At 61.9% G+C, this 22,429-nt stretch carries 27 protein-coding genes; 13 read left to right on the top strand and 14 right to left on the bottom strand.

Features of this window, described 5'->3' with window-relative positions; all coding sequences use genetic code 11:
* Nucleotides 1–684: 684 nt before the first annotated feature.
* Together AKN83_RS39715 and AKN83_RS17425 are read right to left on the bottom strand one after the other, a co-directional pair.
* Nucleotides 685–1,335: a hypothetical protein gene (locus AKN83_RS39715; RefSeq protein ID WP_157113428.1), complete on the bottom strand. Its 651-nt coding sequence runs from the start codon at nucleotides 1,333–1,335 to the stop codon at nucleotides 685–687.
* A gap of 359 nt (nucleotides 1,336–1,694) precedes the next feature.
* Complete coding sequence (locus tag AKN83_RS17425) at nucleotides 1,695–2,057, bottom strand: hypothetical protein (protein WP_050402801.1); 363 nt, start codon at nucleotides 2,055–2,057, stop codon at nucleotides 1,695–1,697.
* 835 nt (nucleotides 2,058–2,892) lie between these two features.
* Here AKN83_RS17425 and AKN83_RS17420 point away from each other — a divergent pair.
* Nucleotides 2,893–3,078, top strand: a complete 186-nt coding sequence (locus AKN83_RS17420) for a hypothetical protein (RefSeq protein WP_050405296.1) — start codon at nucleotides 2,893–2,895, stop codon at nucleotides 3,076–3,078.
* A gap of 100 nt (nucleotides 3,079–3,178) precedes the next feature.
* Here AKN83_RS17420 and AKN83_RS17415 read toward each other — a convergent pair whose 3' ends face one another.
* Complete coding sequence (locus tag AKN83_RS17415; RefSeq protein ID WP_050405346.1) at nucleotides 3,179–3,481, bottom strand: hypothetical protein; 303 nt, start codon at nucleotides 3,479–3,481, stop codon at nucleotides 3,179–3,181.
* Nucleotides 3,482–3,676: 195 nt separating this feature from the next.
* Here AKN83_RS17415 and AKN83_RS17410 point away from each other — a divergent pair, with 195 nt between their 5' ends.
* Nucleotides 3,677–3,937 carry a hypothetical protein gene (locus AKN83_RS17410; RefSeq protein ID WP_050405295.1) on the top strand — a complete coding sequence of 87 codons (261 nt, stop codon included), beginning with the start codon at nucleotides 3,677–3,679 and terminating at the stop codon, nucleotides 3,935–3,937.
* Nucleotides 3,938–3,966: 29 nt separating this feature from the next.
* Here AKN83_RS17410 and AKN83_RS17405 read toward each other — a convergent pair whose 3' ends face one another.
* The 4 genes from AKN83_RS17405 to AKN83_RS17390 all read right to left on the bottom strand — a co-directional run bounded on the left by AKN83_RS17405 (nucleotide 3,967) and on the right by AKN83_RS17390 (nucleotide 7,376).
* A complete protein-coding gene (locus AKN83_RS17405; protein ID WP_029079996.1) occupies nucleotides 3,967–4,320 on the bottom strand; it encodes a phasin in 354 nt (117 codons plus the stop codon).
* A 404-nt stretch (nucleotides 4,321–4,724) separates the two neighbouring features.
* A complete protein-coding gene (locus AKN83_RS17400; protein ID WP_347336833.1) occupies nucleotides 4,725–4,880 on the bottom strand; it encodes a hypothetical protein in 156 nt (51 codons plus the stop codon).
* Nucleotides 4,881–5,068: 188 nt separating this feature from the next.
* Nucleotides 5,069–6,202: an alpha-hydroxy acid oxidase gene (locus AKN83_RS17395; RefSeq protein WP_050405293.1), complete on the bottom strand. Its 1,134-nt coding sequence runs from the start codon at nucleotides 6,200–6,202 to the stop codon at nucleotides 5,069–5,071.
* Between the two features lie 154 nt (nucleotides 6,203–6,356).
* Nucleotides 6,357–7,376, bottom strand: coding sequence for a GlxA family transcriptional regulator (locus AKN83_RS17390; protein ID WP_050405292.1), 1,020 nt, complete (start codon nucleotides 7,374–7,376; stop codon nucleotides 6,357–6,359).
* Between the two features lie 63 nt (nucleotides 7,377–7,439).
* Between AKN83_RS17390 and AKN83_RS17385 the strand changes: the two genes are divergently transcribed.
* From AKN83_RS17385 to AKN83_RS17370, 4 genes are all read left to right on the top strand, one after another.
* Entirely contained in the window at nucleotides 7,440–8,153 is a 714-nt protein-coding gene (locus tag AKN83_RS17385; RefSeq protein ID WP_050405291.1) for a hypothetical protein, read from the top strand.
* Complete coding sequence (locus tag AKN83_RS17380) at nucleotides 8,153–9,445, top strand: MFS transporter (RefSeq protein WP_050405290.1); 1,293 nt, start codon at nucleotides 8,153–8,155, stop codon at nucleotides 9,443–9,445. The genes AKN83_RS17385 and AKN83_RS17380 overlap by 1 nt, the downstream gene beginning before the upstream one ends.
* A 94-nt stretch (nucleotides 9,446–9,539) precedes the next feature.
* Complete coding sequence (locus tag AKN83_RS17375) at nucleotides 9,540–10,226, top strand: YqcI/YcgG family protein (protein ID WP_244522006.1); 687 nt, start codon at nucleotides 9,540–9,542, stop codon at nucleotides 10,224–10,226.
* Nucleotides 10,223–10,543 (top strand): cupin domain-containing protein, encoded by a 321-nt coding sequence (locus AKN83_RS17370; RefSeq protein WP_050405288.1) that lies wholly within the window; start codon nucleotides 10,223–10,225, stop codon nucleotides 10,541–10,543. Before AKN83_RS17375 ends, AKN83_RS17370 begins: the two co-directional genes overlap by 4 nt.
* A 24-nt stretch (nucleotides 10,544–10,567) precedes the next feature.
* Here AKN83_RS17370 and AKN83_RS41230 read toward each other — a convergent pair whose 3' ends face one another.
* The 5 genes from AKN83_RS41230 to AKN83_RS17340 form a co-directional block, all read right to left on the bottom strand.
* Nucleotides 10,568–10,750 carry a hypothetical protein gene (locus AKN83_RS41230; protein WP_050405287.1) on the bottom strand — a complete coding sequence of 61 codons (183 nt, stop codon included), beginning with the start codon at nucleotides 10,748–10,750 and terminating at the stop codon, nucleotides 10,568–10,570.
* Nucleotides 10,751–11,039: 289 nt separating this feature from the next.
* Nucleotides 11,040–12,335, bottom strand: coding sequence for a CaiB/BaiF CoA transferase family protein (locus AKN83_RS17355; protein ID WP_430641561.1), 1,296 nt, complete (start codon nucleotides 12,333–12,335; stop codon nucleotides 11,040–11,042).
* Between the two features lie 292 nt (nucleotides 12,336–12,627).
* On the bottom strand, nucleotides 12,628–13,050 hold the full coding sequence (locus AKN83_RS17350; RefSeq protein ID WP_050405284.1) for a GFA family protein: 423 nt from the start codon (nucleotides 13,048–13,050) through the stop codon (nucleotides 12,628–12,630).
* Nucleotides 13,051–13,383: 333 nt separating this feature from the next.
* Entirely contained in the window at nucleotides 13,384–13,959 is a 576-nt protein-coding gene (locus AKN83_RS17345) for a DUF6456 domain-containing protein (RefSeq protein ID WP_050405283.1), read from the bottom strand.
* A 97-nt stretch (nucleotides 13,960–14,056) separates the two neighbouring features.
* Entirely contained in the window at nucleotides 14,057–14,617 is a 561-nt protein-coding gene (locus tag AKN83_RS17340; RefSeq protein ID WP_050405282.1) for a GcrA family cell cycle regulator, read from the bottom strand.
* 126 nt (nucleotides 14,618–14,743) lie between these two features.
* Between AKN83_RS17340 and AKN83_RS17335 the strand changes: the two genes are divergently transcribed.
* From AKN83_RS17335 to AKN83_RS17325, 3 genes are all read left to right on the top strand, one after another.
* Nucleotides 14,744–15,382: a LexA family transcriptional regulator gene (locus AKN83_RS17335; RefSeq protein WP_050405281.1), complete on the top strand. Its 639-nt coding sequence runs from the start codon at nucleotides 14,744–14,746 to the stop codon at nucleotides 15,380–15,382.
* 161 nt (nucleotides 15,383–15,543) lie between these two features.
* Entirely contained in the window at nucleotides 15,544–15,819 is a 276-nt protein-coding gene (locus AKN83_RS17330; protein WP_050405280.1) for a hypothetical protein, read from the top strand.
* A gap of 50 nt (nucleotides 15,820–15,869) precedes the next feature.
* Complete coding sequence (locus tag AKN83_RS17325; protein ID WP_347336832.1) at nucleotides 15,870–17,138, top strand: OpgC domain-containing protein; 1,269 nt, start codon at nucleotides 15,870–15,872, stop codon at nucleotides 17,136–17,138.
* A gap of 10 nt (nucleotides 17,139–17,148) precedes the next feature.
* Here the strand turns inward: AKN83_RS17325 and AKN83_RS17320 are convergent, their stop codons facing one another.
* Nucleotides 17,149–18,453 (bottom strand): glycoside hydrolase family 3 N-terminal domain-containing protein, encoded by a 1,305-nt coding sequence (locus AKN83_RS17320; RefSeq protein WP_050405278.1) that lies wholly within the window; start codon nucleotides 18,451–18,453, stop codon nucleotides 17,149–17,151.
* A gap of 10 nt (nucleotides 18,454–18,463) precedes the next feature.
* Between AKN83_RS17320 and AKN83_RS17315 the strand changes: the two genes are divergently transcribed.
* Genes AKN83_RS17315 through AKN83_RS17305 form a run of 3 tightly spaced genes read left to right on the top strand, consistent with a single transcriptional unit; the run spans nucleotide 18,464 to nucleotide 21,067 of the window.
* Nucleotides 18,464–18,721: a hypothetical protein gene (locus tag AKN83_RS17315; protein ID WP_050405277.1), complete on the top strand. Its 258-nt coding sequence runs from the start codon at nucleotides 18,464–18,466 to the stop codon at nucleotides 18,719–18,721.
* A 58-nt stretch (nucleotides 18,722–18,779) separates the two neighbouring features.
* Complete coding sequence (locus AKN83_RS17310; RefSeq protein WP_050405276.1) at nucleotides 18,780–19,478, top strand: response regulator transcription factor; 699 nt, start codon at nucleotides 18,780–18,782, stop codon at nucleotides 19,476–19,478.
* The gene (locus AKN83_RS17305; RefSeq protein ID WP_050405275.1) at nucleotides 19,475–21,067 is read left to right on the top strand and encodes an ATP-binding protein; all 1,593 of its coding nucleotides are present in this window, start codon (nucleotides 19,475–19,477) and stop codon (nucleotides 21,065–21,067) included. The genes AKN83_RS17310 and AKN83_RS17305 overlap by 4 nt, the downstream gene beginning before the upstream one ends.
* Nucleotides 21,068–21,122: 55 nt before the next feature.
* Here the strand turns inward: AKN83_RS17305 and AKN83_RS41740 are convergent, their stop codons facing one another.
* Nucleotides 21,123–21,254, bottom strand: a complete 132-nt coding sequence (locus tag AKN83_RS41740; protein ID WP_283807384.1) for a hypothetical protein — start codon at nucleotides 21,252–21,254, stop codon at nucleotides 21,123–21,125.
* A gap of 141 nt (nucleotides 21,255–21,395) precedes the next feature.
* On the opposite strand from AKN83_RS41740, the gene AKN83_RS17300 reads away from it, so the two are divergent.
* Nucleotides 21,396–22,424, top strand: a complete 1,029-nt coding sequence (locus AKN83_RS17300; protein ID WP_050405274.1) for a TRAP transporter substrate-binding protein — start codon at nucleotides 21,396–21,398, stop codon at nucleotides 22,422–22,424.
* The last annotated feature ends 5 nt before the right edge of the window (nucleotides 22,425–22,429 follow it).

The following is a 22,429-nucleotide window of genomic DNA, read 5'->3' as shown; positions in this document are numbered from 1 at the left end:
TGGCGGCGCCGGCTTACGCCGCGCCGCAGGACCGTCGCGTTCGCGCGCGCCGGCCAATTTCGTGCCCGTTTCAATCGGTTCGGACGGCGGCTCGCTCGCGACGCTCAGGCGACGGGCTGGGAGGATGTGGCGTCGTGACGTTGCGGCCGCCGTCCGATTGGCGAAACGGCAAACAAAAAGCCCGCCGCGGATTGCTCCGTGCGGGCCCAACAATTTCTGATTTTCGGATTATGCCCCTGAGTTGCCCGACGTGTCAAACGTTTTTGCGAGATGAAGCGGAAGCGTTCGATGCGCCACCTGCTACAGCGGCTTGTACATTTTTGCGGTGCGAATTTTCAAGATCGACAAACCTGCCGCCGATGAGCCAGGACTGCATTGGCACCGAGCTACCACCTCGCTGCGGTGGTCGCCCACGGACCGTCACTGACGAGGACGTGGCCTGATCAGGCCGGCCGGCCAGCCAATCATTGAAATCCGTCTCCGGAACATCGGAATTGTCCGGAACACGCAACACCGACGGCGGCAGGTATCGCATGGGCTGTCCGCTGAACGGACTCAGCGGTCTCGCCGCTGCCGAGGGCGCAGCTGCCGGAGGAGAGGACGCAGGAAACCGTTCATCGAACGCAGCGGGCCGGCCAGTAGAGGGAATCGACGCGGACGGAACCAACGGCACGGCCGGCGCTCCTACATCGAATGCAGTTTGCCCCTCGCCCGCAACCGGTACACGGACCAAGTGCCGAATAGCCGCTTTCTTACCGGCCTCCACCTGCGAAACATCGCCGGGTAGCGCAGCGAATGATCGAGCTGGGCCGCCGCTCGCAGCGGATGCCGGCACCGCGCTCCAGCGGTCCGCAAAGTCGGCAGGTCCGTCAGCCAACGCCTGCGCCACCGCGGATTGGTTTGCCAGATATGTCGCGCCAGCTCCGTCAGCACCGATCTGCGGAACGCAGCAACACCGCGCTGCACAGCATTCCACTTGTTTCTCAGCACCCGCTCTGGAGTCGGACCTTGCTTGTAGAACTGAACAAGCAGTGCGCGTTGCAGTTCCGGGCTTAAGCCGTTCCAAGCGTTGATCCCCGTCGTCGGGTCTCCATTGATGCTCATGTTGGATTGATAAACGCCAAGACCGTGCTGCAAATATGCAGCGATCGCTGATGCTGTCAGCGCTTTGTCGCTGCCATTCTGCAAGGCGACGCCCGCCGAGTATAGATTCTTCGCATAGGGCGCGAAGGCGGGATCATTTGGATTTTTCAGAATTGCCTGAATAGCGTTGTGAAATTCATGCCGGCGAGACCGCAATCGACCACAGCGGGTTGAAGAATTTCGTCCAGACATCCGATCCAACCGTTATCGCGTTGGGATTGGCACGATATCTTCCGAGATGTAGTCCGAGGCTCCCCGCTCCGCATTAAATAGGTTCCTTGCCAGCCCTCGCGCGTAATCGATGCCAAGAGACGTGTCTGCGTAGAGAGACGAGAGGTAGGCCTTCATCTTTCGTAGCTTGCGGTCTGATCGAACTGCGCTTGAGCCAAAGCTCCGGCAATGGCCTCTGCAGGTACTCCATACCTCGCTGCCGCAGCGGTGATCTGGGGTGCCATCGATTGAACCAAGGCCAGGGTTTTCTTGCCGTATGACGGAGCAGAGGCCATGATCAATCTCTTTGGGGTATGCGTTTCAGGTCGGTTTACGAGTACTTACGAAAGAGCCCAGAAGTAGGCCCAGACTCCCGCCCAATCCAAAATGAGGGAAGTCAAGACAATCGTGTTCCACAAGACGACGCGTGAGATCCACTTGATCCCCACAAGAATTGCGGTCAGGACAACAATGAGCGATGAGAACGACACAAGTGTACCGATTGCAGTATCACGAACGAAATCGTCGAACGGGCCAACGAGCAGCGCCGTAATCCCGATCGCCAACGTCGAAAGGCCGAAGATAATCCCCACAGACAGGATCAATCTGTAAGTCGCCGGACGGAGATGGACGCACCCGATAGCGGCAATCGTGGAGAGATGATTGATCATCGGTGTCGCGCGGATAATCTGCTCGGCGTCCATGAATTGTCCCCGCGGAAGGCGATTTAGATGAGACATCACCCCAACCGCTCATGATTGAACCAGGCGAGCTTACAACACCCGCGGTTCATCGCCAGCAATCAGCGGCGCATCTGCTCTCTAGAGTATACGAGCAAATGCCGCGCAGCAGCGCCCACAAACCCGGGCATTTGTTGCGCATGGTTTCAGGAGCTTTTGTGCAGAAGAGCCGGCGCTCGCGCGGCGCCTGTGGTGGATGAATGTGCGGCAGATCGCGCAACGGATGGCGATCTTTGGGGCGCGAACCTTATCCCTGACGAGTGGGGCCGCTGGCGGCGCCGGCTTGCGCCGCGCCGCTGGACCGGCGCGTTCGCGCGCGCCGGTCAATTTCGTGCTCGTTTCAACGGGTTCGGACGGCGGCTCGCTTGCGACGCTCAGGCGACGGGCTGGGAGGATGTGGCGTCGTGACGTTGCGGCCGCCGTCCGATTGGTGAAACGGCAAACAAAAAGCCCGCTTCGGATTGCTCCGCGCGGGCTCAATAATTTCTGATTTTCGGATTATGCCCCTGAGTTGCCCGACGTGTCAAATGTTTTTAAGAGCTGAATGCGATCGATAAAATACGACGCGTCGCCTTCGACGGTGAGAAACCGCCCTAATCGAAAGTTGATGCATGATCCGGAATCGCGACACGAGCCGGCGCCGATCGCCGTATCCTGGCTGCGATGATGTCAGTGTGCCGCTGAGTTGCCCGACGCGTCAAGGGGACAACCAGCCCACATCTTTTAGATCGACATCAGGACAGTTTTGGCTCGCGTCGGTTGACCCGCGCCGCAATTAGATTGCAAGGAGGAAGCGTCGATGTATTTCGTTGCTGCCGTGCTCGCGGTCCTGTCCGGCCTGTTCTATGCAGCGGGCCATCATGAGATAGGTTCGATCGGTGCCACCATGTGCCAGTATGGCGGTCTCTTCTGCGACAGTCCGGTGCTGGTTCTCGTCGGTGCCGGGTTCGCCGCAGCGTGGGGCATGCTCGTCAGCGTGCGCTGATCGTCCTGCAGTATTTCGACTATAGCCTTGTCCCGCTAATTTGCCCGACCAGCCATTTCCTGCACCTTGCGTCGGATGCAATCTCAAGGACGCCCCGCATCTATTGCGGTGTACTCGGATTTGCCGGCTGGGCGGGCTTTGGACCGGGTGGATCTGGCTCAATCGGTGTCTTGGGCTCGGTCGGCATCACCTTTGCGCCGGCCGCACGTGCTGCCTCGCCGGTCGTTGAGTAGTTGGCGGAAGCGGCCGGCTGCACCTTCGGCTTGCTCCACGGACCGTGGTCGACCATCAGCATGCCCAGCACGCCAAGGATCGCTACCAGCGCAGCGATCCACAGCGGCGTTCCGCCGTGCCGATTGCGATGCTTGACCGAACGGCCATCCGATATGCCATGCGCCTGCATTGTCATCGCCGTTTCCTTCACGGAGATAAACCGCGAGCGGCAGCTAAGTTTCCGGTTCCCCAATGCGGAAGCGACGTACGTTGGTGGAACCAATTCCCGGCGGCTGAATTTTCATGATATGTGACCGTCGAGAATGCGCACGCCCGGATAAGCAGGACGGCCACCTCATCTCTTGAGTGAAATCGCGGCCGACACATGAACTCTGAAACACCCGAGTCTCCGCTTCAGCCCACGCTCGGTGAGCGGGCGATCGACACCGCGACGGACGTTTCGCGCACCATCACCGAGGTGTCGGACGGACTTCGAGCGGCGGCCGACCGCCTCAGCGATGCGATCGCAACCTCGCGCCGGCCGGGCGGCGTCCTCGCCACGGTGAGCGCGGTCACGCGTGAAGCGCCCCTCGCCAGTCTGTTTGTCGCGTTCCTGCTCGGTATCGCCATCGCGCGCCGGCGCTAGACGTCACCGCGCCGCAAGGGCCGCTCGCCCTAGAACTTGCCCTTCGTGGCGTCCTTGGTTGCGGACATCACGCTTCCGCTGATCTGACGCATATGTTCGCCGGCATTGGTGAACTGGCTGCGCAAGAATTCCGACTGGATCCGCATCGCCTCCTGCAGATCCGTGGCATGCACGAGCTTGCGCGCGTGCTCAAACGCCGCCTTCATGTTCTGCTCGGTGAATGACAGCGCCTGTTTGGAGATCTCGGTACCGGTGCCCGGCATCGCCGTCATCGACTTGCTCGCGGCATCAAAGAACAGGCTGAAGGCTTTCTCGGCCTGGTCGATGGTCTTTTCCGCGAGATCGCGCAACTCGGCGGGAACTTCAAGCTTCGGCTCAATCATGATCGCGCCCCTGAAATAAGTGTCTGGCAAGTTAGCATAGATTATGACGACGTCAGCGCCGTATCGCGAACCATGACAGCGCCCACTCGTTCCTCCAACCGAGGAAAAATTACCTAGCAGGGCAGACCGCGCCACCTACCGATTCCAATCATGTCAGCACTGTGGCATAGTGATTCGACCTCGTCGTGGTCGCGTTCGCGTCCCGATGCTACGCGCCGTCCGTCCAACACCGACCTGCACCCGCTTCAAGACCAGCATAGAGATGCCTTGCATGAAGTGCGGCACGCAAATGCGGCTTGCCTTGATCGAGCCGCGCGACCAAGTCTACGACGTGCTGACCTATCAGTGCGCGCCATGCAATTCCGGCGAGAGCTTCCTGAACGCGCGCTAGGCGATTGGTCCGTTCAGTCGTTCAGCACCGCGGCCGCCGCCTCCGTCAGCTCGGGCTCGTCGTCATACAGCTCGACCAGACCGAGCTCCGTGAGAACGCGCAAATTCTCGTCACTGACCGGAGACAATTTGAGCCTGCCGGCCTGGATATCGCGAAGGATCCATCGCAAGGCGATCGCGCGTTCAAGTGAAAATTCAGCGAATGGATTATCTGCCATTCACCTCACTAGCTCCGCATTTCGATCAGACTTTGTCTTTGCCGCGGCGGCTTCATGGACACCACAGATTGACGGCGCGATCGAGGTGCCCGGAGCCCCGATCGCGTCATCGCTCCTTGTGTCTCTCGCTGCGGTGCGGTTCAGTAGCGGTAAGGGTCGATATCGAGCAGCGGGAATGCGCTGAACACGCTCGGCAGGTTGGTCGGCGTCGCTGGATGCAGATAGGACTTGTCCAGTTCGGCGAAGCTGGTGACGCCGAGCAGACCGAGGCAGCGGATCACCTCGTCCTCCAGCAATTCGAGCATGCGGACGATGCCTGCCTCGCCGGCCGCAGCGAGCGCCCAGCATTGCAAACGGCCGATCCCGACAAGGTCGGCCCCCGAGACGATGGCTTTCACGATATCAGTGCCGCGGCAGATCGAGCCATCGACCATGATCTTGGCGCGGCCGGCGACGGCCTGAACGATCTCGGGCAGGACGTGCATGGATCCGCGCCCGTGGTCGAGCTGCCGTCCGCCGTGATTTGAGACGTAGATCCAGTCGACCCCGTGGTCGAGGGCGATCCTGGCGTCTTCCGCGGTAGCAATTCCCTTGAGAATGAGCGGAATCTTGAACTTGTCCTTGATCAACTTCACCGTCCGCCATTCCAGCCCCTTCTGGAAATCGCCGCCGGTGGCGCGGACGCGGCTTTCGCGGACATAGCGCTTGGCGATGTCGCGCTCACGCCGGCTGTAATGGGCGGTGTCCACGGTGAGGCAGAACGCAGCGTAACCATTGTCGATGGTCCGGCCGACCGTATCCTCGACGAACGCATCGTCGCCGCGCACATAGAGCTGGAAGATGCGCAAGGCGTCGGGTGCCGCCTTGGCGGTATTTTCCAGCCCAGGCTCCGACACCGAGCTCAGCATATGCGCCGCGCCGAACGTCCCCGCTCCGCGCGCGACGGCTGCGCCCCCATCCGGATCGAATATCTCCAGCGCGCCGACCGGCGCGATCATCACGGGAAGCCGAAGCTTGCGCCCAAATACCTCGGTGGAAGGATCGACATTGATGACGTTGCGCAGAACCCGCGGCCGGAACGCGATTTCGTCGAGCGCCATTCTGTTACGGCGCATCGTGGTCTCGGTTTCCGAGGCGCCGACGATGTAGTCCCAGGCATTCTGGTTCAACCTGGCGCGGGCCTTTTGCGCGAACTCGTGCAGGTTCTGGAATTCCTCGCCGCTGGCGCCGAGTTCAACATTACGCGCCTGCCGAATGGGGGTCCCGTCATTCATGGTCGTTTCTTCTCCCGATTTGGCCGGCACATTAGCCGCAGACAAACCGGAAAAGCTACCACCTTGACCCACCCAACCGGCCAGCGAAGGCCAGCTATTCGCTTGTGAGATAGATCGGGTTTCGACGCCTCCGCACTGAGCCGTCCGACACGCGCTAGCTGCCCGAAAACCGGTTTCGGTACTCGGTCGGCGACACGCCGAGGTGGCGCAGGAAGGCCCGCCGCATTCGTTCGTCGTCGCCAAATCCTGCGCGCTTTGCGACCTCGACCACGCCGCCGATCTGGCGGCTTTCGAGCAGCAAGCGCGCCGTCTCTACGCGCAGCGCCTCGACGCCGCTAGCGGGTGTCATGCCGGTGCGGCTGACATAGGTTCGGGCAAAGGTGCGCGGCGTCATCCCGGCCTTTTCCGCGAGGGTCTCGACCTTGAGGTCTTCAGTGATGTTCTCGATGATCCAGGCATGCAGCGCACTGAACCGTCCCTCGACGTCCGACGCCTGGGCTGCAAGGACGGTCGAGAACTGGCTCTGACCGCCCGGCCGCTTCAAAAACACCACCAGCCTGCGCGCGACATCGAGCGCGATGGTGTGGCCGAAATCCTCCTCGATCATCGCGAGTGCCAGATCGATGCCGGCGCTGACGCCCGCCGACGACCAGACACGTCCGTCCTTGACGAAAATCGCGTTGGGCTCGACGCGAATGTTGGGAAAGCTGTCCTGCAAACGCGGACAATAGCGCCAGTGCGTTGCAGCACGCTTGCCGTCCAGAATCCCGGTCCAGGCCAGCGCAAACGCGCCGAGGCAGACTGATGCGATACGGCGCGCCTTCGGCAGCGCCTCCGCAATCCAGTCCATCAACCCGGCGTCGTTGCGGATCTTCCAGATACCGGGCCCGCCGGGGATTACCAGCGTATCGACCTCGGCGGGCGCAACACTGGCGACCGGCGCCGTGTCGATCATCATGCCGACATCGGTCGGCACCAATCCGCCTGAGGTCGACAAATAGAATATCGAGTATCCGGGCCCCGGCAGTTCGATCGCTTCCAGTTCAGCGAACACCTGCGCCGGTCCGGAAATGTCCAGCAAGGTCACGCCCGGAAAGGCGACGATCGCGATCGACCGGGTCGCTTTCTTGTCACGTGGCTCGGGCCGGGACGCTTTGGCAGTTTTCGAGGGCATATTGTCCTTTAAGCCATTCGAGGCCGCCCTGTATAGCTCGCGGTGGAATTCTGGAGTTCTGCCATGTCGGGAAATCTGGGCAGCAAATACGAGGCGGTCAAATCGCCTTGGACGGACTATGCGATCTACAGTCTACCCGACGCCTCCCGGATCGAAGCCTGCGACCGTCAGCAACTGATGGACGCCATGAACGACATCATCGCCGTCAACTGGCAGGCCACGGAGCCGCACTGGACGGCAACCTCTTCGCCCTTCGACAAAAAATACAGCCTGATCCTCGTCTACGACGGCTCCGGGCTCGTCGCCTTCTCGGTCTATCGCATCCTGCAGATGTCGGCCGGACTTGGAATCTATCGGAGCGGCACGGAAGTGCTTCCGGCACATCAAGGGCGCGGATTCTACGGCTTCTTCACATCGGAAGTCCTGAAGTGTTCGGGCGCCGCGGAGAGAGCCGACGGCAAACTGCTCTACGGCTGGCGGACCCGCAATCCGATCGTATGGGCGGCGAACGCTAAGATTTGCGAAAAAGTGACTCCATCTTTGCTCGATGGCGCGCAGGATCCGGCGCTGCAAGAGGCCTGTGTCGAGATGTGCACCTCGCTCTATCCGGGCAAGCCGCTCGAACTGCCCGACATGATCATGCGTGGCGCCTACGGCCACATTAAGCACCATCGGCAGGCCTATCGTGGCACCGCATCGCTGGTCGATGCCGCGATGTTGCGGAAAATTCCGAATTCCGCTGATGCCCTTTTCTCGGTCGGTTACGCGAGGGTGTGATGTCGATGCTCGGACAACAAGCCGTTTACGCCCCTGCGTCGCGCCTCACCGACCGCGCCTATCTCGCCTGGATGGCGGTGGCCGTCGCCTATGCCATTGCCTTCCTGCAGCGCGTGTCGCCGCAATCGGTAAGCCTCAGTTTCATGCACGACTTCAACACCGATGCGGCCGGTGTTGCGATGCTCGCCTCGAGCTATTTCTGGGGCTACACCTTGATGCAGATCCCGGCCGGCCTTTTGGTCGATCGGTACGGCGTCAAACGCGTCGTCCTCGTCAGCATGATTGCCTCGTCGCTCGGCAGCGCAGCGTTCGCGCTGGCGCCGAACCTCCTCGACGTATTTGCCGCGCGCCTGATCATTGCCTGCGGCGATGCGCTGGTCTTCACGGCACTGCTGAAGCTCGTGGCACAAAGCTTTGCCGACGAGCGGTTCGGCATGATGTCGGGCATTTCGCAGGTCTCCGGCTATGTCGGAGGCGTGATTGCAACCACGCCGCTCGCAGCCGCCGTCTCGGGATTCGGCTGGCGGGCCTGCTTCCTGGTCATCGCCTGCATTGGTCTTGCCAACCTCGCCTTCGCCAAGCTCGCGCTCAAGCCTGATCCGGCATCACATAGCAACAAGACGCTGAAGGGCGTCGTGATCGCTGCGCGGCAATCGCTGGCCCATCTCGCGAACTGGGGCTGCGCAATGACGTTCGCGTCGCACTTCGCGGTCGTGACGACCTTGTCGGGCGTCTGGGGCATTCCGATGGTCGCCCACTTCTTCCACATTTCTCCTACCGCTGCCGGAACGCCGCTGCTCGCCTTCATGATCGGCAATGCACTCGGCTCGATCTTCCTCGGTCACGCTGCCGATCGTGCCGCGGCGGCGCTCGACCGCGCATTGATCGGCATTTGCGTATTGCGCATGCTGCTGATCGCGATGCTGCTACCGCCGATCGCCCGGACATTTGGTCTTGCCTACGTCACCGTCGTGTTCACGGCCCTGGGGCTCGTCGCCGGCGGCACCGTCCCGCTGGTGCTGAAATGCGTCAAGAAGCTCTATACCTCCGACCTGATCGGTGTCGGCGCTTCCGTGAACACCACCGCTGCCGGGATCTTCGCCGGCGTCTCGCAGCCGATCATCGGCGTCGCGATGCTTGCCGCCAGCAACGCCTCCGGGACCGACGCCGTGCACAATGCGGCCGCGATCGGTGACGGCGGCTACAGCGCCTTGATCGTCATTCTGCTTCTCATGTCGCTGCCCGGCATCGCCGGGCCGCTGCTGATGAGAAGCAAGTTGATAGCTCGTTAGTGTCGTTATGAGTGTAGGGGGTGTTATGGAGCGCTTGTTCTTGAGAAAAGGCGAAGTTGCATCAAACTTTCCGGTCAGCAGCTGGCAAAGCGTGATGTTCTCCGAGTTTGAAGCGCAGATGAGCAGCGAGGCGAGGCCATTCCCTTGCGTGTTCGGGGTGACCGGACATCGACAGGATCAGCTCCGCTATCTGTTCCTCGATCCGTATGACGTCGCGGTGCTCGGCGAGCAGCTCGCACGATATGTTTCGGAGGCGCGCTCGTTCGGTCCTAACACCTCCTTGATCGTGTTCACACGGCCCCGCCCCGTGCAGACCCTCGACGCCTATTACCGCAAGATGTGGCTGACGCTCGATCAGCTCGCGCGCCTGGACAAGTACCCGTGGCCATCAGAGATTCCGGAACAGATCGACCATCCGATGTGGGAGTTCTCGTTTGCGGGCGAGCCGATCTTCGTCGTGTGCACGACACCGGCCCATGTGATGCGCCAGAGCCGTCGATCCAGTGCCTTCATGCTCACGTTCCAGCCGCGCTGGGTGTTCGACAAGATCCTCGGGACGGAAAAGGCCGCGACCGCGGCGTTCGCCGAGGTACGCAAGCGCCTGATCCCCTACGACAGCGCCAGCCCCTCTCCGCTTCTTGGCCGCTACGGCGCGACCGATGGCCGCGAGTATCTGCAGTACTTCCTGCACGACGACAACAATGCGAGCGGAGGCTGCCCCTTCGCCAAGCTCGCGCAGAACAAGACGCCACCTATCACGAACAAGGAGCAGGCAGCATGACCCAGATCATCGCGGGCACGAAGACCGCATTTGCCATCGATCCGGAGATCCTGAACCTGCTCCCGGCCCAGGGATCCGTCGAGCTGCAGCATGATGCAGCCGGCAAGGTGCATCACTTCCATACTCATCCGGTCGATGAAATCCTGATGATCATCAGTGGCCGGTTGAACTTCATTTGGGATGGCGGCGAGCAGGTGGTCGGCGCCGGCGACACCATCCTGCTGCCTGCCGGCACCCGGCATCAATCCGAGGCGCTGGAAGGCGGTGCAATCTATGTGATTGCGATCCAGCCGCCTGCGAAACCATTGAACCACTGACGCACAGGAGAGATTGCGAGCACCTCAGGACAGTGAGGGATCGCGCGGCGGCTCAACCGCCAAACGTTCGACCAGCTCGAGGACCTCGAAACGCTGGTCGGGCGCAAGTCGAAGGAAGGCCTTCAACAGTCGCAGGCTTTCCAGTGTTTCGCTCGATGGAGCTCCGAGCTTGTTCTGCAGCTCTGCAACGTATGTGGGATTTTTCATCTCGCACCTTAAGTGAGGATTACGAATGGCATACCCAGGTAAACGTGAAGGCTTGGCCCAGAAGGTCGACACCGCAGCGCAAGAGGCCGAACGCCTTGGCCTGACCACGGCAACCTTGATACTCCGAATGGCCCGTCTCGAGATTGATCGGGCGGAGCCCGAGGAAGTTGAAACTATGCCAAGGAACAACTTGCGCAGCAAGCCGAACTGAGGTCCGAACAGGCCAGTTCCGGGTCTAGGGCCATCGGCACGAGTGGGGCGAGAGGCTTCCTTCTCGCCTCAGGGGCGGCTAGCGCGCATCTGATCCTTGGTTCAGGCTGAACGGCCAGCCGGTGTTGCCTGGCTTGCCGAACGCGCCTGCCTCGGCCAGCGTGGCGATGCGCCGGTCGTCGTAGCCAAGCGTCTTGCTCAGTACATCCCGGGTGTGCTGACCGAGCAGTGGAGCCGCAACCGGATCGACCGCCGGTGTCAGGCTCATATTGACCGGCGACTCGATGTTCGGAACCGAGCCGGCGGTCGGATGTGCGATCTTGCTCAGACGATGACGATCGCGCACCTCGGGTGCGTTAAAGCCCTCCTCGACGGTACGCAGATAGCCAACCGGAATATTGGCCTTCTTCATCTTTGCCATCCAGTGCTCGAGTGTGTCGCTTGCAAACACGCTGGCGATGATGCCGCGCAGCTTCTCCTTGTTGGCGGTCCGCGCCTTGCGGTGAGCAAACTCGGGGTCCGTGACGAGATCCGGGCGCTCGAGTACGTCGGTGACGAGCCGGCGATAGAGACGGTCGTTGGCGCAGGCCATATAGAGCGGCCCATCGGACGCCCGGTAGACGCCGACGGTCGGCGAACCGTTCGGTGAGTTGCCGAAACGGCCGGGGTTATTGCCGTTGATGAGATAGGCCATGCCGTAGAAGCCCGTCATCGACACCGCGGTGTCGATCAACGCGACCTCGACCTGCTGCCCGCGACCAAGCCGATCGCGCGCAATCAAGGCGAGCAGGATGGCGTTGCAGGCCGACATGCCGGTCGCCATATCCACGATCGGCGGCCCGGTGCGCACCGGTTCGCCGTCCGGAAAGCCGTTCAGCGACATGAAGCCGCTTTCGGCCTGCGTAATCGGGTCGAAGCCCGGGCGCAGCGCGAAATCGCCTTTGCGGCCATAGGCCGAGATCGAGCAATAGATCAGCCGCGGATTAGTCGGCGCCACCGACGCATAGTCGAGGCCAAATTTCTTCATCACGCCGCCGGAGAAATTCTCCACCACGACATCTGCCTTGGCGATCAACGCGCGCGCGACCTCGAGCGCCGCAGGATTGTTGAAATCGAGCGCAATGCCACGCTTGTTACGATTGAGGCTCAGATATGCGGCGCTCTCCCCGCCGATTTCAGCGTGCTCGTAGGCGCGCGTGTCGTCCCCACCGTCCGGATTCTCGATCTTGATGACCTCGGCCCCGAAGTCGGCCAGCGTTTGCGTGCAGGCCGGGCCGGCGACGACGCGGGTGAAGTCGACCACCAGCAGGCCATCGAGCGCAGTCGGAACTCCCTCCCCGCGCGGCGTGCGCCCCGGCAATTCTGGTTTGGTCATGATCTGACGCTTCCTCTGTTATTTTTGTCAGGTGAAATACGACGACCCTAGCCAGGACCGGCGTTGCCTGCCTTTTAGCGGAAGGGCGTCACCAAAACCAAACCCGGATTTTGCAGGGCGGGACCTTCGCCTGACATGGCTGTCACCAGCAAGGAGCAGCGCCGACCCGGGCCAACGATTCGAACATCACGGATACCCGCCGATACCGGATCTGTCGGTGCGTTCGGCCAGCGGAAGGATAAACATCGGCGGGTAGCGACGCTCCGTCGCCACCCGCGCGAGAATCGTCGCGCTATTCGGCGATCACTTCGCCGGAGCCACCGAACTCGGCCGGAAAGTCCTTTAGCTTCGGCAGGCCATCACGTATCGGCAGCACCGCTTCGGAGTAGTTGACGTGAACGCCGGGGCTGAACTTCAGCGTTGGGATCGTTGCAGTGAAAACGTCGACGAGCCCAAGCGTCGGGTGGTTCGTCATCAGATGACCGCCGCACTTGGTGCAGTATTTCCGCTGGCTCATCGCGGTCTTCTCGTACGTCCCGACATGATCGGCGCCCTTGGTGACCTCGACCGCCTCGGGCTTCCATAGGCTGAACGCATTCACCGGGCCGCCGGACCAGGAGCGGCATGAACGGCAATGGCAGTAACCCATCGCCTCAGGCTCTCCAGTGACCTTGAGCTCGACGGCGCCGCAAAAGCAGTTTCCAGTGTGACTCATCGCTCGGTTCTCCTTGGGTGAATTGATAGGACCCCGCGCCGGCATCGACCCACGTTATTCGTGATGATCGCGATGCTGGAATAAGACGTAGGCGGGCGTCGCCGCTGCCAGCTCCCTTATAGGTGTACCAGACCATTCCCCACACCATCACATTGCACTCGAATGCAGGCAGGTCATCGACGCGGGCGAAGTTACATGAGATTCCGCGTTGCTGTCGACGGTCTTTGACGACACACGGACGAGCCGAGTGTGGGGCAAAGCACAGGGCTGCAATGTGATGCAGCACTGTCGTGCCGGATGCCTCTGCGGCAACCGGCACGCGAGCACATCACTTCAGCGTTGCCAGTCCTTCGCCGGAACCTTGTTCGGCGTTGCGAACCCGTACATCAGCGCCAGCCGATCCAGGCACTCCTTGAGACGCCGCGCAAAATAGTCCTGCCAACGCTGCGTACACAAACCGCGCCGCTGTCCAACCTGCTCCATGGTCATGCCGAGGATCAGGACGTCGTGCACCAGCGCCGAACCGTCGGCACCGAGCTCATGCTCGGCGCGACTCAGGCGCAAAGTCGCCTGGCGCTGCCCCTCCGTGATCGGCTCACGTTGCTGGCCTCCGTCAACATATTCACGCGTCGTATCCACCGCTCGAGGGCCGCGCTCGGCCTTCTCCCAATCGTTCTGGAAGGCTCGACCGCTCCGGTACTGTGTGTCGTCGATCTGCCGGTGTGCATGCAACCGGCCGAGCGGGTCGTTGCGGATCGAGCGAAACGCGACGATCTTCTCGCCCAGCTCAAGCGCGAGAGGATTGTCGACCTCAACGGTCGCCACTTCGGCGTTAAAGGGCAGATCCTGGGAGCGCCGATCATGTGTTCCAGCGGGATCGTACGGCTTCCGGCGTTTTGCGCGCGGCATTGGTCACCTCCGAAATGTGTCATGAAAGCGCGCGGCGTCTTCCGCGCGATCGCGGTTGTGTGCGGACCGACATCGATCGGTCGGGAAGTGAGCGGCCTCAGATGGCCCCGACGGTTTGAAGCCAGGCATCGTTCAGGACCGGCCGGGCCGATGCCTCGGAATCGCGGCTCAGGTGAAAATGCGGGGTGCAATAGCTCGAGCCCGGCTGGCGCGGGTGACCACAGAACGTCATGGCTTCGCCATCGACATCCCCGCCATAGGGATAGCGGCAGTCTCCGCGCTTGAGGTCGAACAGTGAAAGGTGCCGCGGCGCGACCGCCGCGCAACGAAGTTGAGGCATCTCCACCGTTTCGGTGAAGCTTTTCGGCCAGCGAAGCAGATCGCACTTCGGCTCGGCCCGCCGTTCACACGGGCTTTCGATCCTCGCTGGCTCCGGCAAGGCCGGCTTGGGTGGGTCGAGGCGCCCTGACAGGGATGGCTCTGGCCGATCGAGGCCAGCCAACCCCATGCGCTGTGCTCGGCTGAGGGCTGCGTTGCGCGTATAAGCCGTGCTGAAGGTTGCGTTGATGGTGTCGGCGATTTCCGAGTAGGACAAGCCGCGGGCGCGCAGGTCCTGCAAGGCCGCCGAATGCTCCGGCAGCCAGTTCATCATATCCATTCCAAATTCCCATTTTTGTCATTCCGCCGGCGCCTCGCATAGCTTCCGATATTCCGAAGAAAAAGTCAAGCTTGAATTCTGATAATCGTAACGGTAAAGTGCATCCAGCTTTGGAGAGGATGCAACATGCTGGACGCGGCACTTATCGAACGGGCACTGGAAAAGACGGGAAAGAGCAAAGGCGGGCTTGCCCGTGCAATGGGCGTTCGCGCCGGGGCGGTGTCCGAAATCCTGTCGGGAATCCGCTTGATCAAGGCATCGGAGATCGCCCCGATCATGGAATACTTGGAGCTGAATTCGGTGCCGATCGTGGGCCGGGTCGGCGCTGGTGCATCGATCCAGCCCGAGCTTGAGCAGGTCCCGCCGGAGGGGCTCGGCGAGATCGAGCTCCCCTTCCCGATGACGGAGGAAACCGTCGCTTTCGAGGTCTCTGGCGATTCGATGCTGCCGAAATACGAGAACGGCGATGTCATCGTGGTGTATCGCGAGCAGCGCTACCCGCTCTCGAGCTTCTACGGAGAGGAAGCTGCGGTCCGGCTGAAGAGCGGCGAGCGCTATCTGAAGACGATCGAGCGGGGCACCTCGTCCGGCACGGTCAATCTCAAGAGCTTCAATGCCAAGCCAATCAACGGCGTCAAGCTGGAATGGATCGGCGAGATTTGCGTCACCTTACCCCGCGGCCAGATCGAAAGGTTGCGCGGCAAGACGGCCGCGAAGGGCCGCAAATCCGCCCGGTCACAAGGCGGACGGTCGTCCGAGAAATAGCAGCGCGGCTTCAGAGCCCTGCCTGACCGATTCGGGTGCATTGGGGCCCGAATCGGTTGGAGGCCCATGCCCGGGTTCCGATTTTCGGCAATTTCGCTTGACATAATTCCGATTATCGGAAACAATGGTCAACGAAAGTCAACGCATCGAGCCACCAGGCAATGCAGTATTTTGTCGTGATGATCGACTATGGCCGCCGTGGCCGCGAGGCGATCGTCGACCCCGAAATGACACGGCGCGAGGTCGTCTCGCGGGTGGCGTCAGGGGAGTACACCAATATCAGTTTCATCCACGAGATTGCTGCGTGCTCGGTCGAGGATGTCACGAACGAGATCCTTGCCGAGGCCGCCCTGCCGGAAGTCCCCCTGGCCGGCGCAGACCTGCAAGCCAATACGCTGGATCACGCCCGCGACCTGCGCAAACACGAGCCGGTCTGATGGCGCTCACGTGGTGATTGCGAAAACGTGATCTTTCTTGAGCCGACCACTTGGCCGGAACCCGAAACGGACTAGATAGGGTTCACGCAGAGTCTATTCGGACCGGGCGTGGGTTCCCTCTAGATTGCGAATCGTTTTCTCGGGCCGGCAGATTTCAGTTTCAGATGACTTCGACAACAAATGCCGAGATCGCGAGAGCCGATGGCGATCTCAGGATCGCGCTGCTGCTTGGCATCGCTAACTGGTTTCTGTTTCTGGATCACGTTCCGCATAACGTCGTCAGCGCACTGACCATGCGCAATTTCGGCTTTAGCGGCGCGACTGATCTGTTCGTGTTCGTCGGCGGCTATGCGACGACGCTGATCTACACAAGGATGGCCGTGGAGCGCGGGATGCTGGTGGCGGCCACCCGCATCTTCAGGCGCGTGTGGCAGCTTTACGCCGCCTACATCGTTCTTTTCGTCATCTATGTCGAGTTGATCAGCTATGTTGCGGCCCGGACTGCGGCACCCGAGATCATCAGCGAGTTCAACATTACCGGATTCATCGATCACGGGATCCGAACGCTGATCTACGGTCTGTTCCTACAGGCGAAGCCGCTCAATCTCGATGTCCTGCAACTCATTATCGTTCTGATGGCGTTCCAGCCCGTTGTCGTGTGCGGGCTGTTCTATGCACCGAACGCGACGCTCGCGGGCTCCACCGCCCTTTATGCGACCGCTCGCATGCTCGATTGGAACCTGACGTCATACCCGGATGGACGCTGGTACCTGAACCCGCTCTGCTGGCAATTGCTGTTCGTGATGGGTGGCTGGCTTGCGCTCGTCGGCAAGCAGTTCGCGCCTGAGATTCGCGCGCTGCAGGCCGTTCCGGCGCTGCGTGCTGCCGCCCTGTTGTATCTGGTGTTCGCTCTTGTGATCGTCTCCGGCAGCGACATTCCGGCACTTGCCCAGATGATGCCGAGCGGATTAAGCGACATGCTCTTGCCAGCCGACCGGGAGGACATCGCGCCGCACCGCATCCTGCATTTCCTGGCCCTGACATTTCTGTTCACGTTGCTCGTGCCATGCAATTGGGAGCATCTGCGATCCTACGCTCTGCAACCGATCATCAAGTGCGGCGAGGAATGGCTCGCCGTATTCTGTGCAGGCGTGTTCCTCTCCTTTGCCGCGCACCTGGTCCTGATCACAGGCCCGAACTCGGTGGTCAGGCAGGTCGCGGTCAGCATCCTCGGCATCGCGGCGATGATTGCCGTTGCCTACTACGTCTCGTGGTCGAAGCAGCAGGACAACAAATCGGCCGTCGGAGCTCATTCCTGAATTCGGCGGTCTAGTCGACCAGCGCCGCGCGCCTCAGCCGCGTCTCGCTGTCGTGCAGCATGGCGGCGTCGAGGCCCCCTCGCGCAGCTGCATCCGCAGCGCAAGCGAACAGGCGGTAGAACTGCAACCCATCATAGGCGACCAGCAACAGATCGACACCCGCGTTCAGCGCCTCCACGACCGCGGTGCAGACATCATGCTGGTAGATCGCGCCCATCACCAGATCATCCGTCATGACGATGCCCTGGTAGTTCCATCTCTTCCGGATCAGCCCGTCCACGACGGCTTTTGAATGGGACGCAGGTCGTCTTGGATCGAGCGCATTCACCGCCACGTGCCCGACCATCAGGCGCGTGCCGGTCGAGGACAGCATATCGCGGAACGGACGCCAGTCGGTCGCCTCGAGCTCGCCAACCGGCGCATTGAGATCGGCGTTGAAATGATGCGTGTCGGCACGCACGCGGCCCAATCCCGGAAAGTGCTTCACGGTGGCAGAGACGCCTGCGGACTCGAGGCCGTGGATGTAGGCGCCCGCAATCGCGCTCACCTTGGCCGGATCATCGGAGATCGCCCGCTGATTGATCAGCGTATTGAAATCGAGCCGGTTGTGCTTGGCCACGGGACGCAAGTCGAGCACCGGCGCGAAATTCATATTGATGCCAAATGACGCCAGTTCGCGTCCATGGATGCGCCCGAACTCTTCGGCCTTTGCCCTTTGCTCGTCCGGCGCGAGCTCGGCCAGGGAGGCCAGTGCGGGCAGTCTCGTGAGCGGCGGAGCCAGATGCGAAACAATGCCTCCCTCCTGATCTGTCGCGACCATCAGCGGCGGCAACCTCGCGCTCCACCGCCTGGCCTGCAGTGTGGCGATTTCCGCCCTCAACACGTCGGCCGTCCTGCCGGCGATGTTCCGCCGGGTGACATAGATGCCCGCAACGAACCCATTCTCCACAAGCGGCACGACCTCGTCGAACGATCGATAGCCGACAACAAAGTGCTGCCCGAGCGACCGCGCGAGAACCGGATCTGTCTGCAGAACGCGGTGCTTCCGCACCTCGAACGCACCATGCGCGGCGAGCATCGCCAGCGGCGGCAGGCACCACAGGGTAACCAGGAGCTTTCCTGCCCGCGTCCGCCCGTGCCAGGCCGCGCCATGGACCAGCACGAATACGACGGCGATGCTTGCGACCACGAGGAGAAGGTTGCCCGTCCCGCGCAATGGGACGAGATACGGATCGTTGCTGTTGACGCCCACCAGGACGAATACGAATCCGGCGATCCAGAGCAGGATAATGCCGATGCATTTGCTGACTTGCATGAGACCACGCGTGACTGAATGGGCCGATCGGCGTCGTCCGTATCAGACGAGATTCACCGGCGCGAGCGGATACGTCGCGTCTGCACGCAATCTGCATGGGAATCCTGAAGTCCTGCTGATCGCGTTCCCGCAGAATGCACATGCGCGACTCAAGATGGCCGAGCTGCGGGTCGGATATCATCCGCTCGAGACGGACCGCCTCGCTCCGGCCTTTCCCGACCGTCTTGAAGCCGATCCGTCCTTGTCTCCCGCCGCGGTTGCCCTGTAGAACATTTGCATCAAACGAGAGCAAAGGCGTGGCTAGAACGCTGCATTCGGAGATCCCGTTGACCCACCGTATTCTCGTCGTCGACGATGACCCGCATATCCGCGAGGTCATCCGCGTCGCTCTCAGGAAAGCCGGCATGAGCGTGACCGAGGCACGCGACGGCAAGGACGCACTAGCCCGGTTTGCCGGCGAACGGCCGGACCTGATCGTGCTCGACATCGGTATGCCGGAATTCGACGGCCTCGACGTCTGCCGCGAGATCCGCAAATCGTCCGACGTGCCGATCCTGTTCCTCTCCGCCCGTGACGAGGAGATCGACCGCATCCTCGGCCTCGAGATTGGCGGCGACGACTACGTGACCAAGCCGTTCAGTCCGCGCGAACTGGTCGCGCGGATCAACGTCATCTTGCGGCGGCTCGCGCCGCGCGCGGCCGGCACGATACCGAAGGTGCTCTCGCGGGGACAGCTCTCGATCGATCCCGAGCAGCACGTTGCGTCATTCGCAGGCACAGCGCTTCATCTCACCGCGATCGAATTCGGTATTCTGCGTACCTTCCTGACGCGGCCGGTCGCGGTGTTCAAGCGCGAGCAGATCATGAGCGCGGCCTACCAGCTCAACATCCAAGTTTCCGACCGCACGATCGACAGCCATATCCGCAATATCCGCGCCAAGCTTGCCGCCGCGAACTGCGACAATGTCATCGAGACCGTGCACGGCGTCGGCTTCAAGCTCGGGCGCTGCGAGAAGCAGGCATGACGTCGTTCCGCGCCGACCAGAAGTGGCGACCGTCGCTCAGCTTCGTGATCTTTACCGTGCTCGCCCTCGTCGCGGTGCTGCCGTTGATGGGGTTGTTCTTCTTCCGGCTCTACGACAACCAGCTGATTCACCAGACCCAGGCCGAGCTGATCGCGCAGAGCCGCGTGCTGGCCGCCATCTATGCGCGGAACGTGCATGCACGGCTCGGCGATGGCATCCCGCTCGGCGCTGCGGTCCCTCAAGAGGCCCTGCCCGACCCCAACGATCAAGTGACACCGATCCGTCCCGCGCTCGATCTTGCCGGCAATGACCTGTTGCGGCGGCGCCCCGATGCGCTGCCGGCGGCAAAGCCGGCGGATCCGGCCTATGTCGAGATAGGGACCGCGCTCATGCCGATCATCCTGGAGACTCAGAAGGTCACGCTGGCGGGTTTTCGGATTCTCGATCCGCAAGGCGTGGTGATCGCCGGGCGCCAGGAGGTCGGGCAATCGCTTGCCCATATCGAGGAGGTGGCTGCCGCGCTGGGCGGGCAGTACAGTGCCGCGCTGCGCATCCGCATGCCCGACAAGCCTCCGCCTCCGATCTACTCGATCAGCCGCGGCGTCGGCGTCCATGTCTTCTCCGCCATGCCCGTGATCGTCAACGATCACGTCGCCGGCGTAATCTACACATCGCGGACGCCGAGCAACATCTTCGATCATCTCTATCAGGAGCGCGGCAAGTTCTTGCTCGCAACGTTGGCCGTGCTGCTGGCGACGATTGCGATCGGGCTGATGTTCTCGCGCACGGTCACACGTCCGATGCGGGAGCTCGTCGATCGTGCCGCGCGGATCGGCCGCGGCGACCGCGATGCATTTCAGCCGCTGCAACACTATGGCACCCGCGAGCTCGCCCAGCTCTCCGACAGCTTCCTCGACATGGCCGAGCAGCTGTCGCGCCGCACCGATTATATCGCCACCTTCTCGGCCCACCTGACGCACGAATTGAAATCGCCGCTGACATCGATCAGGGGTGCCGCCGAGTTGCTGCAGGACTCGCTCCAAAGCAAGTCGGATGCGCTGACTCGATCCGAGCAACAGAGCTTCATCTCGAACATCCTTGGCGATGTCGAGCGGCTCGATGCGATGAGCCAGCGGTTGCGTGAGCTGGCGCGAGCGGAAAGCGCTCCGCGGAACGAGCAGACCCCACTCTCCGGCGTCATCGCGAACCTGAAGAACCGCTTTGCCGAGCGGACCATCGTGGCCAGAGGCGACCTCGACCGCTCCGTCGCGATGTCCGGCGAGAAGGCGCTGATCGTACTCGCACATCTCGTCGACAACGCGTTTCGTCACAAAGCCAGGTCGGTGCAGCTCGAAACGACCGCAAAAGCATCGACCGTCAGGGTGACGGTGAGCAACAACGGCGACCCGATCTCCGACGCCAACAGCGACAGGATCTTCGATGCCTTCTTCACCACCCGCCGCGACAGCGGCGGCACCGGCATGGGGCTCGCTATCGCACAAGCCGTGATGGTCAGCCATGGCGGTACGATCCGTCTCCTGCCGTCCAGCCAGGGCGCGGCTTTCGCGCTGGAGTTTCCCGCGGTCTGAGCGGGATCGGTTCCGCTCGATGGTGATCGCGGCGACCATGCCGACGGTGTCGCCGTCAGGTCGTCGACAGCGCCGGAGGAATTTCCCGCGCGGTGGACAAATTGACATCGAGATCCGGGTGCTTCTCAGCGTTGGCTTGCAACAGGCCGTCGGCGTCGACGGCTCGAATCCTCTCGCGCGATCCCATCTACCCTCGCAATCGCTTCGGTACATGGTAGCACGCGCTCTCCGGTTGTCTGATCAGGCATGCTCAGCCGAGCCCTGCTTGACGCGCAAATTCGTTTGTGCGCAGCTGCTCAAAACAACAAAGCTACTCAGGGCAGGAAAAATGGGCGGGCTTCGGCAGGCGCTGGCCGGTTACGGCTTCCTCATCGCATCGATCAATCTAGCCGCAGCGGAGCCGATCAAGCTGCGGGTCGCCGACTCCTTTCCGAAGGGGCACTACCTCGTCCGTCTCGTGCTCGAGCCCTGGATGACCGAGGTGCAGAAGCGCACCAACAACGCCGTGACGTTCGAGCATTATCCGGCCCAGCAGCTCGGCAAGGCCGCCGATATGCTCAAGCTGACGCAAACCGGCGTCGCCGACATCGGCTATGTCGCACCCGCCTATGTGTCCGACAAGATGCCGGTGTCCGAAGTCGCGATGCTTCCCGGCGCGTTCGAGCATTCCTGCCAGGGCACGCTCGCTTATTGGAAGACCGCACGAAGCGGCGTGATCGCGCAGCAGGATTATACCTCGAACGGCATCCGCCTGCTCCTCGCGGTGAGCCTGCCGCCCTATCGCATCCTGACCGTTAAACAGCCGGTGAAGGACGTCGCGGATATCAACGGACTGAAGCTGCGCTCGACCGGCGGCGCGCAGGATCTCACCTTGCGTGCGATCGGCGCGGTACCGGCGCGCATGGCCGCCCCCGATGCGTATGAGTCGCTGTCACGCGGCACGATGGATGGTCTGCTGTTTCCGCTCGAGAGCGTCGTCGCCTATGGCGCCGACAAGCTCGTGAAACATTCTACCGACGGCTTTGGCTTCGCGAGCTTCGTGGTCGCCTACTCGATCAGCGAGACTGCCTGGAAGAAACTGTCTCCCGAGATCCAGAAGGCGATGATCGACACTGCCGAGGAGATCCTGCCGTCCGCCTGCAAGGAGGTGCAGAAACAGGATAGCGAGACCATGAAGTCGATGGAAGCCGCAGGCGTCCACTTCGACACCCTGCAGCCCGACGTCGTCGCAAAGCTCAAGGACCTGACGAAGGGCGTGGGTAAGGCATGGGCCGACGGGCTCGATGCGCGCGGCAAGCACGGCAGCGACGCCCTGAAGGAATTCAGCGCCGCCGTTGCGGCCGTGCCGGCCCAGTGACACGG

It is taken from the genome of Bradyrhizobium embrapense, assembly GCF_001189235.2.
Lineage (GTDB): Bacteria > Pseudomonadota > Alphaproteobacteria > Rhizobiales > Xanthobacteraceae > Bradyrhizobium > Bradyrhizobium embrapense.
Note: the sequence above shows the minus strand (reverse complement) of the source record. Positions and strands in the feature narration are given on the sequence as shown.